Source organism: Massilia eburnea (assembly GCF_009720745.1).
In the GTDB taxonomy this organism is placed as follows: Bacteria; Pseudomonadota; Gammaproteobacteria; order Burkholderiales; family Burkholderiaceae_D; genus Rugamonas; species Rugamonas eburnea.
On record NZ_WNKX01000012.1, the window covers coordinates 140,807 to 159,283 of the forward strand.

12 protein-coding genes are annotated in these 18,477 nt (G+C 62.3%); 8 read left to right on the forward strand and 4 right to left on the reverse strand.

Translation table 11 applies throughout. From position 1 onward, the window contains the following. Nucleotides 1-5: 5 nt before the first annotated feature. From gcvPB to GM658_RS16905, 4 genes are all read left to right on the forward strand, one after another. Nucleotides 6-1,574, forward strand: a complete 1,569-nt coding sequence (gcvPB, locus tag GM658_RS16890; RefSeq protein WP_229416945.1) for an aminomethyl-transferring glycine dehydrogenase subunit GcvPB — start codon at nt 6-8, stop codon at nt 1,572-1,574. After that, nucleotides 1,571-2,704, forward strand: a complete 1,134-nt coding sequence (locus GM658_RS16895; RefSeq protein ID WP_155455220.1) for an ATP-NAD kinase family protein — start codon at nt 1,571-1,573, stop codon at nt 2,702-2,704. Before gcvPB ends, GM658_RS16895 begins: the two co-directional genes overlap by 4 nt. 31 nt (nt 2,705-2,735) lie before the next feature. Next, nucleotides 2,736-5,222, forward strand: coding sequence for a TonB-dependent receptor (locus GM658_RS16900; RefSeq protein WP_155455221.1), 2,487 nt, complete (start codon nt 2,736-2,738; stop codon nt 5,220-5,222). Between the two features lie 85 nt (nt 5,223-5,307). Then, a complete protein-coding gene (locus tag GM658_RS16905) occupies nt 5,308-7,536 on the forward strand; it encodes an MGH1-like glycoside hydrolase domain-containing protein (RefSeq protein ID WP_155455222.1) in 2,229 nt (742 codons plus the stop codon). Here GM658_RS16905 and GM658_RS16910 read toward each other — a convergent pair. From GM658_RS16910 to GM658_RS16925, 4 genes are read right to left on the reverse strand one after another with little or no spacing between them, the layout of a single operon-like run. Continuing rightward, nucleotides 7,472-8,920 (reverse strand): amino acid permease, encoded by a 1,449-nt coding sequence (locus GM658_RS16910; RefSeq protein WP_155455223.1) that lies wholly within the window; start codon nt 8,918-8,920, stop codon nt 7,472-7,474. The genes GM658_RS16905 and GM658_RS16910 overlap by 65 nt on opposite strands. A 7-nt stretch (nt 8,921-8,927) precedes the next feature. Beyond that, a complete protein-coding gene (locus GM658_RS16915; protein ID WP_170298850.1) occupies nt 8,928-9,383 on the reverse strand; it encodes a beta-galactosidase subunit beta in 456 nt (151 codons plus the stop codon). Further along, a complete protein-coding gene (gene ebgA / locus GM658_RS16920) occupies nt 9,380-12,367 on the reverse strand; it encodes a beta-galactosidase subunit alpha (RefSeq protein WP_170298851.1) in 2,988 nt (995 codons plus the stop codon). Before ebgA ends, GM658_RS16915 begins: the two co-directional genes overlap by 4 nt. A gap of 3 nt (nt 12,368-12,370) precedes the next feature. Beyond that, nucleotides 12,371-13,150, reverse strand: coding sequence for an SDR family NAD(P)-dependent oxidoreductase (locus GM658_RS16925; protein ID WP_155455224.1), 780 nt, complete (start codon nt 13,148-13,150; stop codon nt 12,371-12,373). Between the two features lie 187 nt (nt 13,151-13,337). Between GM658_RS16925 and GM658_RS16930 the strand changes: the two genes are divergently transcribed. From GM658_RS16930 to GM658_RS16945, 4 genes are all read left to right on the forward strand, one after another. After that, on the forward strand, nt 13,338-14,858 hold the full coding sequence (locus tag GM658_RS16930; protein WP_155455225.1) for a YifB family Mg chelatase-like AAA ATPase: 1,521 nt from the start codon (nt 13,338-13,340) through the stop codon (nt 14,856-14,858). Between the two features lie 68 nt (nt 14,859-14,926). Further along, nucleotides 14,927-17,236, forward strand: a complete 2,310-nt coding sequence (locus tag GM658_RS16935; RefSeq protein ID WP_229416946.1) for a TonB-dependent receptor domain-containing protein — start codon at nt 14,927-14,929, stop codon at nt 17,234-17,236. Nucleotides 17,237-17,266: 30 nt separating this feature from the next. Further along, nucleotides 17,267-17,779 (forward strand): hypothetical protein, encoded by a 513-nt coding sequence (locus tag GM658_RS16940; protein ID WP_155455226.1) that lies wholly within the window; start codon nt 17,267-17,269, stop codon nt 17,777-17,779. A gap of 69 nt (nt 17,780-17,848) precedes the next feature. Further along, on the forward strand, nt 17,849-18,199 hold the full coding sequence (locus tag GM658_RS16945) for a DUF1840 domain-containing protein (protein WP_155455227.1): 351 nt from the start codon (nt 17,849-17,851) through the stop codon (nt 18,197-18,199). Nucleotides 18,200-18,477: the final 278 nt, after the last annotated feature.

The window sequence follows — 18,477 nt, forward strand, 5'->3', positions numbered from 1 at the left end:
ACTCCATGGAAAACATCGCCTCCCACCGCACGCCGCCAGTGCGCCGTTTCCACCAGGCGCGCTGGGACGAACCCGTCATCTTTGAACTGAGCCAGCCAGGCGAACGCGGCATCCTGGTACCGGAAGTGGAGCCCGCCATCGCGCAGGCCGCCGGACAACCGCTGCCCGCCTGCATGCTGCGCCAGCAGCCGCCCGCGCTGCCGGAAATGTCGCAGAACCGCGTGCTGCGCCACTACCTGCGCCTGTCGCAGGAAACGCTGGGTGCGGACCTCAACGTTGACGTCGGCCAGGGCACCTGCACCATGAAGTACAACCCGAAAATCAATGACCAGCTGGCGCGCCAGCCAGGCATGTCGGAACTGCACCCGCGCCAGCCCGACAGCACCGTGCAGGGCATGCTGGAAGTGATGGACAAGCTGGAAGGCGTCATGCGCGAAGTATCCGGCATGGATGCCGTTTCGCTGCAAGCGCGGGGCGGTTCGCAAGCTATCTTCGCCAATATGTCGATGGTGCGCGCCTGGCACGAAAGCCGCGGCGAAGCGGACCAGCGCGACGAAGTGATCACCACCATCTTCTCGCACCCGTCGGATGCGGCCTGCGCCAAACTTGTGGGCTACAAGGTGATCACCATCTATCCCGACGTCGACGGCTACCCGGACCTGGCCGCGCTGAAAGCGGCAGTCTCGCCGCGTACCGCAGCGCTGGTGATCACCAATCCCGAAGACACCGGCATCTTCAACAGCCGGATCCGCGAGTTCGTCGACGCCGTGCACGCCGCCGGCGGCTTGTGCGTGTACGACCAAGCCAACGCCAACGGCCTGCTGGGCATCGCCCGCGCACGCGAAGCGGGCTTCGACCTGTGCCACTTCAACCTGCACAAGACTTTCGCCACCCCGCATGCCTGCGGCGGACCGGCAGTCGGCGCGGTGTGCTGCACGGCGGAGCTGGCGCCCTTCCTGCCCAGCCCGTTGTTGCGGCAGGAGGATGGGCGCTACCGGCTGGTAAAAGGCGGCGCGCAATCGATCGGCAAGATCAGCAGCTTTGCCGGCACCGCCTCCATCATGCTGCGCGCTTACGCATGGATCATGAACCTGGGCGGCGAAGGCTTGCGCACCGTGTCCGAAATCGCGGTCCTGAACAACAACTACATGATGCATGAGCTGCTGAAGATCGACGGCATGGCCGCGCCTTACGCGGCCGGCAAGCGGCGCATCGAGCAAGTACGCTACAGCTGGTCCGGGCTGACCGAAGCCACCGGGGTGACTTCCGAAGAAATCGGACTGCGCGCCGCCGATTTCGGCGTGCATTACTGGACCAGCCATCACCCTTATGTGGTGCCGGAACCCGCTACCATCGAACCGACCGAGTCCTATTCGCGCGCCGACCTGGATGAATTCATCGGCGTGATGCGCCATATCGCCGGCGAAGCGCGCAGCAACCCCGAAGTGGTCAAGGGCGCGCCGCATAACTGCCCGGTGCATCGCGTGCAGGGAGAAATGCTGGACGACCCCGAACGCTGGGCGATTACCTGGCGCGCCTACCAGCGCAAGCTGGGCGAGCGCGGGCTGGCATGAAAGTAGGACTGGTGGTCAATCCGCTGGCCGGCATCGGCGGCCCCGCCGGGTTGAAAGGCTCGGATGGCGATGCCTGCGTGCAGGCCGCGCTGGCATCGGGCAGCCAGCCACAGGCCGCCGCGCGCCTGGCCACCATGTTGCGCGCATGTGGCGATGCGGCGCATGCCATCGGCTGGTATGCGGCAGACGGCGAAATGGGCCTGGCCGCACTGCGGAAGGCCGGCCTGGAGGCGAGCGCCGTGGTGCCGGTAACGTCGCCTTCCCAAGCGGCCGACACACGCCGCGCGAGCCGCACCCTGGCCGGCATGGGAATCGACCTGCTGCTGTTTGCGGGTGGCGACGGCACCGCACGTGACGTGCTGGACGGCGTGCGCGAGGCAGGCATGGCGGCCACGCTGCCCGTCCTGGGCCTGCCGGCCGGCGTCAAGATGCAGTCGGCCGTATTTGCCAACCATCCCACTGCAGCGGGCCTCCTTCTGCGCCAATTGCGGCAGAACGGCCTTGCGCTGTGCAGCGATGCCGAAGTGCTGGACCTGGATGAAGAACAGTTGCGGCGCGGCGTGATCGCCCCTCGGCTGTATGGCTATCTGCAATCGCCGCAAGTGCCATCGCTGACGCAAGGCGGCAAAGCGCGCCACGTCAGCGGCAGCGGCGCCCAGCGCCTGGCCATCGCGCGCGGCTTCGCGGAAGGGATGCAAGCGGATGCTCTTTACCTGGTGGGTCCCGGCACAACGACGCAGGCACTGCTTGCCGTGCTGGGGGTCGACGGCACCCTGCTCGGCGTCGACGCCGTACAAGGGGACGGCACCCTGGTAGCAAGCAATGCAACCCGCTTCGAGCTGGAAGGCCTGGCCAGCAATTGGCAAGCCCCGCTGCACTTGGTGTTGTCACCTATCGGTGGCCAGGGCCTGGTGCTGGGACGGGGAAACCAGCAGATTTCGCCGCGCCTGCTGCGCGCCGCCGGCCGGCACGGGCTGCATGTACTGGCGCCGCCGGACAAATTGATTTCACTGCGCGGCGGCGTGCTGCGCATCGACAGCGGGGATCCGCAACTCGACGAAGAATTCAACGGCTATCTGCCGGTGACGACTGGGTACCGGGAACAGACCATGTGGCCTGTTTCGGTGTAGCAGCAATCATGACAATAAAGAGGAGAACCAGATGAGACAAAAGAAAGGGCTGACCATGTCGGTCGCCACCCTGGCCCAGGTCGCGGCCATGCACGCGGCGCAGGCGCAGGCCACGCCCGATACGCCGATGCAGGAAGTCGTCGTCACCGGAACCACCGCCAAGAACCGCACCAAGCTCGAATCTTCGGTCGCCATTACCACGGTAGACCAGGCCAAGCTGGAAAAGCTGGCGCCGCACAGCCTTGCCGATTCGCTGCAGCAGGTGCCCGGCCTGTGGGTGGAAGCCTCCGGCGGCGAAGTCTCGAATAACGTCTCCCCGCGCGGATTGAGCGGCGGCGCAGCCTTCCAGTTCATCAGCTTGCAGGAAGACGGCTTGCCGGTCATTTACGACGGCGAACTGGTGGACGTGCTGCTGCGCGAGGATCTCACCATCAAACGCTTCGAAGCAATCCGCGGCGGCACCTCGGCCATCCTGTCCACCAACGGGCCGGCGGCCATCGTCAACTTCATCAGCCACAAAGGCACCCAGACGCCGCAGGGCGAAGTCAAGGTCACCGCCGGCGACTACGGCATGGTGCGCACCGAAGGCGTGTATTCAGGGCCGATCAACGAGGACTGGAGCTACGCGGCTGGCGGCTACTACCGCCATGGCAAAGGCGTGCGCCCGATCGGCATGACAGCCGACCATGGCGGCCAGTTCCGCCTCAACCTCACACGCCGCCTGGCAGGCGGTGAGCTGAACCTGTCGGCCAAGTACGTCAACGATCACAACACGTTCTACCTGCCGATCCCGCTGACCAACCCGTCCAAACCGGCCGGCGTGCCCGGCGTAGATCCGCATTTCGGTTCGCTGGATGGTCCGGATCTGGCGGTGATCAGGAACCAGACTACCAACGGCAATATCGAGACCAACCTGCATACCGGTTTCCATGTCCTGGCCAAAGTGCTGGGCGCCGACTTGCAGCACGAACTGGGCGACAACTGGTCCTTCCGCAATAACGCGCGCTACACCCGCTACGACGTTGCGCCGCATTCGGTGTTCAATGGCCCGAACAGCTACCTGGTACGCGCCAGCAACCGCCTCGATCCGGAGCAATCGAGCGACGTCGCTGCCCTGCTGCAGCGCTTCGGCGGCACCGCCAAATTCGCCTATGCCGGCACCGGGCAGGTGATTGCCGATCCGTCCACCCTGAACGGCAATGGATTTACTACCGACGCCGTGGCTGAAACGCGCTTCCGTTCCCTGGGCCATTTTGTCGACAAGCTGTCGCTGACGAACGAAAACGACAAGAACAGCTTCACTGCCGGCGTCCTGTTCGCCAAGCAGAAACTGTACGACGATTCCGACTATGGCGCTCGCATCATCACTGAGGTGCGCGACCAGCCCAAGCGGCTCGACATCGTTGCGGTGGATGCCAACAACAACATCCTGGGCTACCTTTCGGACAAAGGCGTCCTGCGCAACGGCTACTTCTACGAACGCCACAAGGGCGACATGAATTCGACGTCCTTGTTCGTCAACGATGAATGGAAGGTCAGCAAGAACCTGCGCCTGGACGCCGGCGTACGCTACGAAATCGCCCGCTACGACGTGCAGGACGAAAACGTGCTGGCCGCAGGAGAAGACCTGCCTGGCAACAGCCTGACCGGCGGCGCGGTCATCCCGGGTGCGCTCAACCCTGATGGCAGCGACAAGGACAACATCATCGCCAACAACTATATGCGCCGCGCAGGCACCGGCGAATGGACGCGCAAGAAGAAGACGATCAAGGAGTCTTCGTACACTGCAGGCTTCAACTACGCCTTCAACGACCACATAGCGACCTATGGCCGCTATGCCAGCGGTACCAACATGCCAACGCTGTACAGCACCGACAGCTTCGTGGACGGCGCCAGCCGCCTCAGTTTCGCGGAAGCCGGCGTGCGCTACATTTCGCCGTTCTGGACCACGTCGGCCACCCTGTTCCACACCAAATTCGACAACCTGTCCTTCGGCGAAACCGACCAGGCAACGGGTAACTTCCGCCAGGTCTTCGTCAAGACGCTGTCGACCGGTGTCGAACTGGAAGGCGTTGTCAACTTCCACAAACGTTTCTCGCTGGAGTACGTAGCCACCCTGCAGGACGCCACCATCGACGGCATTGATCCAAACGCCGAGGAGGCCAAGCAAAACGGCAACCAGGTGATGCGCACGCCGAACACCCAGGTGCGGCTGATCCCGACCGTGCACTTCGACTTCGGCGACGTGTTCCTGGTCTACAGCTACATCGGCAAGCGCTACGCCGACTTCGAGAACGCCCTGGCGCTGCCGTCCTACCATGTGCTCGACATGGGCGCGGAGTTCAAGATCGACAAGCACTGGAAGCTGAACCTGAAGGTGAACAACCTGACCAACGAGATCGGCCTGACAGAAGGCAATCCGCGCAGCGGCTTTAACCAGAGCTCGAATGGCAGCCTGTTCTACGCACGTCCTATCCTCGGGCGCAATGCAACCGTTTCGTTGTCTTACCGCTTCTGATGCGGTTTGGCCGGGTGCACCGCGCGCCCGGCCTTTTTGCTTTTGTCCGTGTTACCCTTCCCTCCAACCAGTTTCCATCCCGCTTATGGCTCCTTTTTTCCGCAAACTGCTGCTGGCCGCAGCCTGTTCGGGCGCATGGTCCGCGCAAGCCGAATCCCCTTCGATCAACCGCTACGGCACGCCGTCCGCCGTGCGCGACTTCGACGCTGAACAAAACCAGCGCTTCAATCCCATGTTCGACGCGGGCAGCTGGCACGGCTACCTGCTGCCGGACAGGCCCACGCTGGCCGGCGCCTTCAGCGGCCCGCTGGTGGTAGCGGAAGAGTACAGCCTTTACATCTCCCAAGCCCTTGAGCGCCTTGAACTGGCCGACCGCAGGACGGGCCAACGTTTCAAGCCAGAACAGGCCCGCTGGACCAGTGAGTCGCGTCCCGGCGTATTGCGCCAGCGCCTGGTCTGGCCAGGCCTGCAGCTCGACGTGGACCTGCATTTCATCAGCGCCAGCAGCGCCCTGGTTCGCTACCGTCTGTGCAATACCTCCGGCAAGCCGCTGTCGCTGCGGGCGCAGTGGCAAGGCGATTTGATGGCGCAATGGGATCAGGAAGGCCCGGTCGCAAAAGTCCAGCCGGTATGGGCGCCCAAGCTGGCAACTGACGCCGGCGGCGTCACCATCAGCTTCGGCATGGTCCGCGACGCCGCGAATGTGATGACTAGCGGCCGCTCGCGCTATCGAATCGAACGCAGCGTGCAAGCGCACGATGTCGTGAGCGGCAGCCATTACAACAGCAGCGCCGACTTGCCCCTCCTTGCCCCCGGCCGCAAGCAGACTATCTACGCCGCCCATAGCTATCACCTGGACGACGCCGACGCCATGCGCTCCGCCGTCCCGTTGGCCAGCCCCGCGCGCATGGAACAAGCCATCGCCGCGAATCGGCGCCGCTGGACCGCATGGCAAGCAAGGCTTCCAGCCTCGCCTCTCAGCACCAAAGCCCTGGAAACCCTGATTGGCAACTGGCGCGCGCCTCGCGGCGCCTTCCATCACGATGCTATGGTCCCATCGACCACAGCCCGTTGGTTCAACGGCGCCTGGACCTGGGACACCTGGAAGCAAGCCTACGCACTGGCAGCCATCGACCCAACCCTGGCTGCCAATACCGTACGCTCCCTGTTCGATTACCAGATCAAGCGTGGCGACCCGATACGGCCACAAGACGAAGGCATGTTGCCCGATAACGTCTTCTACAACATGGATGCCGCGCGCGGCGGCGATGGCAGCAACTGGAACGAGCGCGACACCAAGCCGCCTTTGGCTGCATGGACGGTGTGGGAAATCTACCGCCATTCCCACCACCGCAACTGGTTGAAGGAAATGCGGCCCAAGCTGGAGGCCTATCATCGCTGGTGGTACCGCAACCGCGACCACGACCAGAATGGGCTGGCCGAATACGGCGCCACCGTGCACCCTGCACATAGCGGCGACGCCGGCCAGCTGCAGCGCGCAGTGCAGCAAGCGGCGGGCTATGAATCTGGCATGGACAACGCCGCGCGCTTCGGCTTTATCGAGCCAGCCGCCCTGCAGCGCTACGCAGACAGCACACATGGGGGCGACCTGGCGGCCGCAAGCCGCGACTGGCAAGTGAGCGTGGTCGAAAACCGCAACAGCAAAGGCGAGCTGCTCGGTTACTCCATCGACCAGGAATCGGTCGACCTGAACGCCTTTCTCTATCGGGAAAAACTGGTACTGGCCGACATTGCAAACGAGCTTGGCGAACCAGTCTCCGCACGCGCGTGGCGTGAAGACGCAGCAAAGCTTCGTGGCCTGATCAACAGCACGTTCTTCGACTCCGCCAGCGGTTTCTATTATGACCGCCAGCTGGGGGGAAAACTGCTCACCATGCGAGGACGCGGGCCGGAAGGCTGGACCGCCTTGTGGGCAGGCGCCGCCGAGCAGCAGCAAGCCGACGCCGTGATCGCCAAGATGCTCAATCCTGGCGAGTTTGCGACCCCGGTACCCATGCCAACCGCAGCGCTGTCCAATCCCTCGTACGCCCCGGATATCTACTGGCGTGGCCGCGTGTGGCTGGACCAGCTCTATTTCGGCGTTGCCGCCATGCGCAACTACGGCCACGACGTGGAAGCCGATGCCATGGCCGAACGTTTCACGGCCGGCGCCGAAGGCTTGTTGGGTGACGCGCCGATCCGGGAAAACTACAACCCGGTATCAGGCCATATGCAAGGCGCCACGAATTTCAGCTGGAGCGCTGCGCACTTGCTGATGCTGGCAAGAGAGGCTGGCTCGAAGCCTGCGAAGTAGCCACGCTGCGCTCATACTGCCGGTATTTCCACCAAGCCCAACCGAGGAACAGGACCACGCCGCCCACGTTGTAACCCAGCGTGAGCAGCAGGTCCTGCCCGGCCGGGAAAATCGCTGCAATAAACGCCAGCCCCGAAAATGCCAGCAGCGTGCCCGCCACCGCCAGCCCCACCCGCCGCGATCCCATGCGGAAATCGCGCGGTAGATGATCGAGCCGCAGGCGCAAATGGAAATACGCGGCCATGATCACGAGCGGCGGCAGCAAGGCGGTAGCCGCCGTCATATTGATCACCACATTGAGCAACTGGTTGACGTTGGACGAGCCCATTGCAGGAATGATCAACAGCGGCACAACAACGAAGAACTGGATCCACGCCGCACGCTCCGGCATATCGTGACGGTTGAGGGCAATGGCGCGCTCGCCGAAAATGCCTTTCGGGATCTCTGAAAACAGCGCCTTGACGGGCGCCGCGGTCCACACCATTAACGTTCCGAAAGAACCAAGCAGCATCACCGCGCCCACCAGGCGGTTCAGCATCAGCGGCGACACCGAATGATGCTCGCCCAGCGCCCCGAACACCTGGAACACGCCCGATGTATAACTCAGTTTTGACGCAGGTACATATAAATTGAGCACCAGCGCAGAAACCGAATACAGTGCACCGATCAGCAAGCCTGCGAAGATAATCGTGCGCACAAACGTCCTGGCGCCGCCTCGCACATCGTTCAGGAATACTCCGACCGACTCGGCGCCGCCGGCCGCGAAAAGGATCCACGCCATCGTACCCATGAAGGACCAGCTAACGGCGGGCGCCATCGCCGCGGCTGTCACCGGCGTTGCAGGCGTCGCGCCGCCTATCCAGTCGAAGGCGCTCAATGCCACGAATCCGAACGCCATCACCAGTACCAGCGAGCTGCCGATAGACGTAACCCTTCCGACCCAGGCTGCGCCCTTGGTCGACACCCAAGTGGCAAAGGCAAACAGCAAGATCGACAACAGCACGGCGAACAACGGCGAGAACTGCACCTCGTAGCCCAGCCAGGCGTACGACGAATACACCAGGATATTCGGCAGCACCGAGGTGAAATAGAACAGGTTCACGAACCAGTAGCAATACGCGCCGACGAAAGCCCACTTGTCGCCCAGGGAGGAGCGTATCCACTGGTAGATGCCGGACTTGGCATCCTTATTCAGGCTGACGAATTCGGCGATGATCAGCACATACGGAATGAAGAACGTCGCCGTCGCAAAAAGGAAGGCGGGCACCGCCGCCAGCCCAATTGCGATATTGCTGTTGACGACATTGCGGATATTGAAGATTGCTGCCACTGCCATCGACAGCAGCATGAAGCGGCCGATTTGGATATCACTACGGTTAGCCATGTTCAGCTCACTTATTGTGGAATGTCGCGCCTTCTATCGTCACCATCAGGACCAGCTTGCGCAGGTGGCCCGCGCCCAAGGGCCGGTAGGCGTAATCGTTATCGAAAATCAGCAGTTGTCCGGCGCTGGCGCCATGCCGCAGGGTACCGTCGCCGGCGAATGTTTCGCGATCAGTCTCGTCGCTGTAGGGCGACAGGGAGGACAGCTCCGACTTGGGCGCGAAATCGACGCTTTCGCCGCCTTCGAGGTAATAGTGGACCTCCACATAACGGCGGTTACCCGTGAAGCACGCAGCTGCGGCAGCCGGCCCGTCCACCAGGCGGTAAACCAGCGAATCGCCGATGGAATGACAAACGCCCGGCTTCAGGGCCTGTAAGTTGGCGATGGCCTCGAGACAGCGCCGCCACTTCTTCGCCGAGTGGTAGCGTTGCCGGAATTCTTCCAAACTGTTCAGGATAATCACCGCGCATCCTCCCCATCAAGCGGCGACAGCTCCAGCGCATAACTGAATTCATCCAGGTAGACTCGATAGGAATCCAGCACTTCCGATCCCCATGAATTGGAACCCAGGCCGCTTACCTTGTGATCCAGGTTCACGGTCCAGAAATCGTCATCGCACAATTCGTTGTCGTGCCGCGTGGCTGCAATCTGCCCGGCACTGTATGGCCAGACGCTGAAGTGAACAGCATCCTTCTCGCGTGCATCGATACGCAATCCCTTGCCACGCTTATCCCGCAGCATGGCCCACCTGACTTCCATGCGGTTGCCGTTATCCTGTGGCTTGGGATAATGCTCGAACATGTCCGCGGCATTGGTGCGGTAGCGGTCAATGATGTTGCACGCTTTGCTGTCCGGGTAGTTCTCGCCGGGGCCACGGCCAAAGTATTCGACCTGGTCCAGCTGGCGGTTCAGCCCCAGCGTCATGCCGATCTTCGGAATCATGTCGCGCATGCCGCCATATGGCGTGCCGGACAACGTGAGCTGCACCCTGCCCGCGCCGTCGACACGGTAGTAGTAGCGGCAGCGCATGCCATAGCCCAGCACCGGCGGCGCGATCTGGCAATCGACGATCACTTCCACCACGTCGTCATCCAGTTGCACCCGCATGCCGCGCAAATGTTCCTGCATGATGTCCAGGTGCTGCGGCAGCCAGAGCGCTTCGTTTTCCTGCTTGTGGTTGTCAATACAAGGCTTGTAGAACGTCAGCTGCGGCGGACGGGCAATAAACGACAGCTCCCCCGCCGTCCATTTCTTGAGCTTACCCGTCAGCTTGCAGAACACGATGCGGAATCCAGTGCCTTCGACCAGGTAATCCAGGCGCCGCTCGGTCAGCACAGGCGGTGCGACGCGAGTCCGGGCGCGCACGGGCTGTATGCCGGCACTCGGCAACGCGAACTGGTAGACCGCCAACTCGTGTCCGGCCGCGCTGTAAGGCGTAGCCTGTTCGCGCACCACGTGTACATTCATATGGCGCTGGCCACTGCCCACAGGTGGTGCAGCAACGCGAATTTCCTGGCGTTGTCCCGGCGGCAGTGGCGGCAACTGCAAGCGTTCGCGGCGCAGCACTTCGCCATCCGCCTTTGTCTCGACCAACAACGCGATGCCTTCGAGGCCGCTGAACCAGTAGCGGTTCTCCACCTCCAGCCGCCCGGCTTCCACATCGATCGAACGCACCTTCACGGGCGCGATCACCTGCTTGTACTCGCGCAAACCAGGCCCCGGCCGCTGATCGGGGTAGAGCAGGCCATCGCAGCAGAAATTGCCGCTGTTCGGATAGTCCCCATAGTCGCCGCCGAAAGCATAAAACGGCCGTCCCGCCACATCCGGCTGCAGGATGGCATGGTCGCACCACTCCCACAGGTAATGCCCTTGCAGGTGCGGATGACGGTCCATCACCGCCTGGTATTCGCTGAGGCCTCCTGGCCCGTTGCCCATCGCATGCGCGTACTCGCACAGGATGCGCGGCTTCGCCATCGGGTATTCGCCGAAGGCATTCATCATCTGCACGCGTGAGTACATCGTGCTGACCACGTCGCACACCTCGGCATCACGGTCTTCTTCGTAATGGATCAAGCGCGTAGGATCGATCTCACGGCAGCGCGCAGCCATCGCACGGATATTGCAGCCGTAGCCGGACTCATTCCCCAGCGACCACATGATGATGGACGGATGATTCTTCTGTGCGTGAACATGGCGCTCAATGCGGTCGACAAAGGCAGGTTCCCACGCAGGGTCGTCGGTAATCTGGCTAAGGTTGCCGATATTGACGAAGCCATGGGTCTCCACGTCGGTTTCGGCCATCACAAACAAGCCGTATTGGTCGCACAACTCATAAAAGCGTGGATCGTTTGGATAGTGCGCGGTGCGCACCGAATTGATATTGTGCTGCTTCATCAGCGCGATGTCCTGCTCTACACGCGTCATCGTCACGGCCCTGCCGCGAAGCTGGTCGTTGTCATGACGGTTCACGCCGTGCAGCTTCACGTAGCTGCCGTTCACGTACATCAAGCCATCACGTACCTTGACCTCGCGAAAGCCGACGCGCAGCGGAACCACTTCCAGCAAGCGGCCTGCGGCGTCGTACAGGCTGATCTCCAGGCGGTACAGATAAGGATCTTCCGCATTCCAGTGGCGTGGCGCGGGCACATCCGCTTTCCAAGTCGGTGCCTGGCCACCGCCCTGTACCAGCCGCCGGGCTTCGTCGTACAAGGCCCAATCGACGCGCCAGCCAGTGCGCACCGAAACCTCGATCGAGCAAGACAGCGTGGCGTTATGGCATGCCTCGTCAAAATGCGTCTGCACGCAGACGTCACGCAAGTGAATCGTGCCTTTTCCAACCAGATAAACGTCGCGGAAGATGCCGGCGGTCCACCACATATCCTGGTCTTCAAGATAGCTGGAGTCAGCCCACTGCAGGACCCTTACACTAAGCAGGTTTTCGCCCTCGGCAAGCAGCGCCGTGATATCGAATTCCGCCGCCAGGCGGCTGCCTTTGCTCATGCCGGCATAGCTGCCGTTGACGTAAATTTCGAAGTAAGTTTCAACGCCGTCAAAGCGCAGGATCGCCCGCTCGCCGCGCCACTCAGGTCCCAGGGTGAATCTGCACTGGTATGCACCGGTCGGATTCGACGACGGCACGTACGGCGGATCAACAGGAAACGGCATGCCGTCGTCCGTGTACTGCAATTGCCCGTGGCCCTGCAGCTGCCACATGCCCGGCACTTCGATCAGGCCCCAATCCTCCATATCCTCACTGTAGAACTGCGGCGGCACTTCCAGCGGATGGCTGAAATACGCAAAGCGCCAGGCGCCGCTCAAGGACAGGAAGCGGCGGCTTCGCTCACGCTGGAAGCTGCGTGCGGTTTCGGCATCGCCGTAAGCAAAGAAATAGGCGTGCGGAGGCAGCCGGTTCTCCTCCAGCAGCTGGGGGTTCTCCCACTGGTTCACGGATTACGCCGATCCGGCCAGGCCGCCGCCATCCACCACCAGAGCGTCGCCGGTGACGAAGGAAGAGCGATCGGATGCGAGGAACAGCACCGCCTGGGCGATTTCCGGCGGCTGCCCCACGCGCATCAGCGGACGGCTCGCACCGGCTGCCACCAGCGCATTCTGCTCCAGCCCGAGCTGGTGTGCTTCCTTGCGTAGCATAGGCGTATCGGTATCGCCGGGGCAAACGCAGTTGACGCGAATGCCCTGCGGACCGTGGTCCACCGCCATGGCCTTGGTCATGATCACCACTGCACCTTTCGAGGCGCAATAGGACACGGCATCCTTGCCGCCCACCAGCCCCCAGCCGGAAGCAGTGTTGATGATGCTGCCCCCACCCTGCATCTGCATCACCGGCACGGCGAATTTGCACATCAGGAAGATCGATTTGACGTTGACCGCCATCACCTGGTCCCATTCCTGCTCGGTGGTGTCGATCACGTTGGCACGGCGGGTAATGCCGGCATTATTGAACAGCACATCCAGGCGGCCGTAGCGCGCGACCGCCGCCGCCACCGCCGCCTCGCAGTCGGCGGCCGACGCCACATCGGTGCGGATAAAGGAGGCGCGCCCGCCGGCGGCATTCAACGCCGCCACCGCCATTTCTCCAGCCATGCCATCGCGGTCCGCGATCAGCACCGTGGCGCCTTCGCGCGCAAACAATTCCGCCGTTGCGCGTCCAATGCCGGACGCGCCGCCCGTGACCAATGCCACCTTGCCCGCCAGTTCTCCATGCTGCTGCATTTGCCGTCTCCAAATTATGTGTTATGCCCTATGTTGCCCCCATTTTGTCCGTAATGACAAATGAAACCTCCGAATCGCATGCATAAGCTGAACTAATGCGAAACCCGCCTCGCGCCAAAGTTTGCGCCGCCTCAATGGCTACACACCCCGCAACCCCTACGATGTCGGAATCCCGTGGGAGAAAGCCATGACACTAGCCGTCATCAAAAGCCGCGCACTGGCCGGCATGCAGGCCCCCGAAGTCAGCGTGGAAGTCCATCTCGCCAACGGTTTACCTGCTTTCACCATGGTCGGCCTCGCCGAGACGGAAGTGAAAGAAGCACGCGACCGGGTGCGCGCAGCCATCACCAATGCTGGCTTCGATTTGCCGCAGCACCGCATCACCGTCAACCTGGCTCCAGCCGACTTGCCGAAAGAGTCCGGCCGCTTCGACCTGCCGATCGCCATCGGCATCCTCGCCGCCTCAGGCCAGATTCCATCGTCCGGGCTGGAACACTTTGAATTCGCCGGCGAGCTTTCCCTGACAGGCGACTTGCGCCCGATCCGTGGCGCCCTGGCGATGACATACGCCATGCAGCGCTCCCCCGGCGGACATGCGCGCGGCTTCATCCTCCCCATCGCCAATGCCGACGAAGCCGCATTGGTCGCCGACGCCGCCATCTACCCCGCTTCGACATTGCTGCAGGTGTGCGCACACTTCAGCGCCAATGCCGACGGCAGCTTCGCCCTGGCCCGCCACGTCTCGCAGCCAATGCCGTTGCCGCCAACCGTTCCGGATTTCGCCGACGTCAAAGGCCAGGTGCTCGCCAAGCGCGCCATGGAGGTCGCCGCCGCCGGCCGCCACTCAGTGTTGCTGGTCGGTCCGCCAGGCGCCGGCAAGACCATGCTGGCCACCCGCTTCGCAGGCCTGCTGCCACTCATGACAGACGACGAAGCACTGGAAGCGGCAGCCGTGCAATCGCTGATCAGCGGTTTCACCGTGGAGGGATGGAAGGTGCGCCCCTTCCGCGCGCCCCACCATACCTCCTCAGGAGCGGCGCTGGTCGGAGGCGGCAGCGTTCCCCGCCCCGGCGAAATCTCTCTGGCGCACTGTGGCGTCCTTTTTCTGGATGAACTCCCGGAGTTCGACCGGCGCGTGCTGGAAGTGCTGCGCGAACCACTGGAATCGGGCCGCGTCACCATTGCGCGCGCCGCGCGGCATGCCGACTTCCCGGCCCGCTTCCAGCTGATCGCCGCCATGAACCCATGTCCATGCGGCTACCTCGGCCATCCTGCAGGCACCTGCCGCTGCACGCCCGACCAGGTTCTGCGTTACCAGAGCCGCATTTCGGGTCCTCTGCTGGACCGCATCGACATGCAGATCGAAGTCGGCCCGGTGCCGCCGGAAATCCTGCAAGCCGACGCCAGTGGCGAGAAGTCCGCCGCCATCGCCACCCGCGTGCACGCCGCTTTTGAGCGCCAGCTTGCACGCCAGGGCAAATCGAACCAGCAGCTCACGCCTCGCGAGATCGACCGCTTCTGCAAGCCCGATGCGGCTGGACAGGACGTGCTGCGCACCTCCCTGCACAAAATGCAGTGGTCCGCGCGCGCTTACCACCGCGTGCTGCGGCTGGCGCGCACGGTGGCCGACCTGGACGGCCAGAAGCAGGTCGGCGGCAAGCACGTGTCGGAAGCGGTCCAGCTGCGGCGCGCCCTTCAGCAACCTTAAGTTTCAAATGTAAGACCAGGTAAAGGCGCGGTTTTTGGCCGGCTTTGTTGGCTAGAATTGCCGGCACCATGACTACCCACTACCGTTACGCGCGCTATAGCGCAGGCTCTCTCATGATCATCCTGTGCTGCGCCCATGCCGCAGCACAGACACAGCTTACCCAGCCAGCCAAGGCCGATGCCCAGCCAGCCACGGTAAAGAAAGAAGTCCCTGCGGAGAATGGCGCAGCCATCGCCAGCGTGACGGTGGCTGCGGAACGGCCGACCAACCGTATCGACCGCCAGGTCTACGACGTCAAATCCGACATTGCGACCAGCAACAGCTCCGCCGCCGACGCCCTGAACAACGTTCCTTCAGTGAACGTCGACCCGGACGGCTCGCTGACCCTGCGCGGCAGCAGCAATGTACAGGTCTACATCGACGGCAAGCCCTCCGCCATGCTGCAGGGCGATAACCGCGGTCCGGCGCTGCAGGCGATTCCCGCCGACGACCTGGATTCGGTGGAAGTCATCAACAATCCCGGCGCGCAATTCGGCAATGAAGGCGGCGGCGGCCCGATCATCAACCTGGTGATGAAACGCTCGCGCCGTCCCGGCGGCTTTGGCGTCGTCAATGCGAATGCCGGTACCGCGGGCCGCTACAACAGCGCCCTTTCCGGTACCTACAACGAGGGACCGTGGGGCTTCCAGGGCGGCATGAACGTGCGACATGACGGCCGCAACTCCATCGGCGAAACGGTCCGCGACCGCATCGACCCGCGCGATGGCAGCCTGTCGCACAGCGACCAGCAGTCGCAATCGAACGGCCTGAATGAGAACGCCGCGATGAATGCCGGCGTCACGTACAACCTCGGCGCCAACGACACGCTTGGCGCCCAAGTGGCCTATTCCCACCGCACCAACAATGCCCACTCGAGCGACAACTACCTGTCAACCGATGCCGAAGGCGCTGTCACCGGCGATTACCTTCGCAGCACCGTGCGCGAGGGCGAGAGCAAGAACTATTCGTGGACCGGGCGCTGGGACCATAAGGGCGCCCTGCCAGGTGAAACCTTCAAGATGGACTTGCGCACATCGAGCGCCACCAACGATTACGACAGCACCTACCGCAACAACTATGTCGTGCTGCCGCCGTCCGGCAGCCTGCAGGACAGTTCGCAGAAGAACCGGGGCAAGACCGAAATCATCGACTACACGGGCGACTACGAAGCTCCCTTGTTCGGCGGCGTCACCAAGCTCGGTTACAAGATCGTCCAGACGCGCAATGATTCGAGCATCGATTACACCAACATCGATCCGATTACGCAGGAAGGATCACCTAACGCCTTACGCAGCAACGCCTTCAACCTGAAAGAAACCATCTACGCCGCTTACGGTTCCTACCAGATGCACCTGAATGAGCAATGGGGCGTCATGGCGGGCCTTCGCGCAGAACATACGGTGATGGACATCGACCAGCTGACAAGCCAGGTCACTGCCAGCAACACCTACACCAACCTGATTCCAAGTTTCTTCGCGACTTACAAGCTGGACGAAAAGTCGACGCTGCGTTTCGCCTATGCCCATCGCTTGCGCCGTCCGAATGCGCAGGACCTGAATCCCTTCGTGGCCTATCGCGATGAACTGAACGTCTCCTCCGGTAATCCAAAACTGAAGCCGGCGCAAACCGACTCTTTCGAACTCGGTTACGAGACGCATATGTTCGGCCTGGAGACCAACCTGCGCGGCTACTTCCGCGACGAGACCGATTCGATCCTGGACCGCAAATACTTCATCAGCAATACGGTACTGCTCACCACCCGCGAAAACGCCGGCACCACCCATTCCGGCGGCATGGAATTCACCATGACCGGCAAGCTGCTGCCGACACTGACCCTGAACCTCAGTGGCAACGTGGCGCGCTTCGGCCAGAACGTGATCGAAATGAACGGCGACCAGACCAGGCGCACCGCATCTTCGCTGAGCGGACGCCTGCGCCTGAACTGGCAAGCCACCAGCACCGACATGTTGCAGGCTGCTGTGCAGGCAACAGGCAAGATGCTGACCGGCCAGGGCTACCGCGAACCCAACACCACGCTGAACCTGACCTGGCGCCACGCCCTCACGCCGCAACTGGCGCTGATGGTCAACGCCACCGACGTCTTCAACACCAACAAGATCGCCACCGTCACCGATACCTACGCCCTGCGTGAGCAGACAATGCGCCGCTTCGATGGACGCATCATCTACGTGGGCCTGTCCTACCGCTTTGGCGGGACGAGCGGCATGCATCGCGAGGGCGGTCAGGACGGACATCCTCGCGGACCTGGCGGTATGCACGGCCCAGGCGTGGGACCACCGCCGGGCGGCGGCATGGGTCCCGGCCCTGGCGGCGATTGATACAGTCCTTGAAGTGCTACCATGCAGGGTATGAAGAAACTGACCCTGAAAAAAACCTGCGCTGTCCTTCTCATGGCCGGCGCAGTAGTCGCCTGCAGCCCTAAATTCGATTGGCGCGATTTCCGCAGCGCCGATGCGCCTTATACCGTCATGCTGCCGGGTAAACCCGCTACACACACCCGCTCGATCAACCTCGATGGCCAGGAAGTGAAGATGACCATGTCCGCCGCCGAAGTTGACGGCACCATGTTCGCCGTCGGCACTGCCGAGCTACCGGACGCGGCCAAAGCCGCACTGGCTGTCCAAGCCATGAAACTGGCCATGGTGCGCAATATCGGCGGCACCATCACCAAAGAAACCACCAAGGACGGCGCCTTTGACGTCGAAGCCCGCGGTGTTGGCCAGAATGGCGCGCCGCTGGCCATGCACGGCCGTTTCCTGGCCAAGGATAAACGCGTATATCAGGTGGTTATTCTGGGTAACCAGAAACATTTTGATGCGGATACGGTTGATACATTTTTGAGTTCGTTTAAATTGTATTAAGAGGCACGACGCGCGCGACTGCAACCGTGCTATCGTATTAGCACATCAACAAACTACGGGAAGCGCACCATGTTGATCAAATTTAAATCCATTTCGTCGCCGGAAGTCATGATGGCTCACGAGCATGTCGAACGCATCATGGACTTGCTGCAGAAGAGCCCAACCAGGGGCGTCATCACAGCAGCCGAAGCTTCCCAGGCCCTGCAATTGCTCGAGAAGGAAGTTGCTCTCAGCAAACTACATCCGGAGGTCGACTCCGAACACGCCTCGCATACGCCGAACCACGGCCTGCCGGACGAAGACGGCGACGCGGAATTCGGGCAAACCGAGAAGGTAGGATTCGCGCAGCGGGCATTCCCCCTGCTGGAGATGCTGCGTGCAGCCAAGTCTGGCGGCTACGATATTGTCTGGGGAGTTTGACGCCAAACCGGTAAACCTGCCGGATGGCCGCCCCGTCAGACCACAGGGTCTGACACCGTCTGCGCAACCCTCTCGGCTTAATTTAAGCCTGCGTCCTGGAGACCGTAGAGGGTCAGACCCTTGGGTCTGACCCAGGTTTACCGGGTTTAGAAAAGCAAAAAGCCCGCTGGCACATGCCTAGCGGGCTTTTCTAATAAGAGCCTGACGATAACCTACTTTCACACTGGTTGCAGCACTATCATCGGCGCAGAGTCGTTTCACGGTCCTGTTCGGGATGG

Coding starts and splice junctions, on each gene's coding strand:
- gcvPB (WP_229416945.1), top strand. CDS start 6: ATGGAAAACATCGCCTCCCACCGCACGCCGCCAGTGCGCCGTTTCCAC.
- GM658_RS16895 (WP_155455220.1), top strand. CDS start 1,571: ATGAAAGTAGGACTGGTGGTCAATCCGCTGGCCGGCATCGGCGGCCCC.
- GM658_RS16900 (WP_155455221.1), top strand. CDS start 2,736: ATGAGACAAAAGAAAGGGCTGACCATGTCGGTCGCCACCCTGGCCCAG.
- GM658_RS16905 (WP_155455222.1), top strand. CDS start 5,308: ATGGCTCCTTTTTTCCGCAAACTGCTGCTGGCCGCAGCCTGTTCGGGC.
- GM658_RS16910 (WP_155455223.1), bottom strand. CDS start 8,920: ATGGCTAACCGTAGTGATATCCAAATCGGCCGCTTCATGCTGCTGTCG.
- GM658_RS16925 (WP_155455224.1), bottom strand. CDS start 13,150: ATGCAGCAGCATGGAGAACTGGCGGGCAAGGTGGCATTGGTCACGGGC.
- GM658_RS16930 (WP_155455225.1), top strand. CDS start 13,338: ATGACACTAGCCGTCATCAAAAGCCGCGCACTGGCCGGCATGCAGGCC.
- GM658_RS16935 (WP_229416946.1), top strand. CDS start 14,927: ATGACTACCCACTACCGTTACGCGCGCTATAGCGCAGGCTCTCTCATG.
- GM658_RS16940 (WP_155455226.1), top strand. CDS start 17,267: ATGAAGAAACTGACCCTGAAAAAAACCTGCGCTGTCCTTCTCATGGCC.
- GM658_RS16945 (WP_155455227.1), top strand. CDS start 17,849: ATGTTGATCAAATTTAAATCCATTTCGTCGCCGGAAGTCATGATGGCT.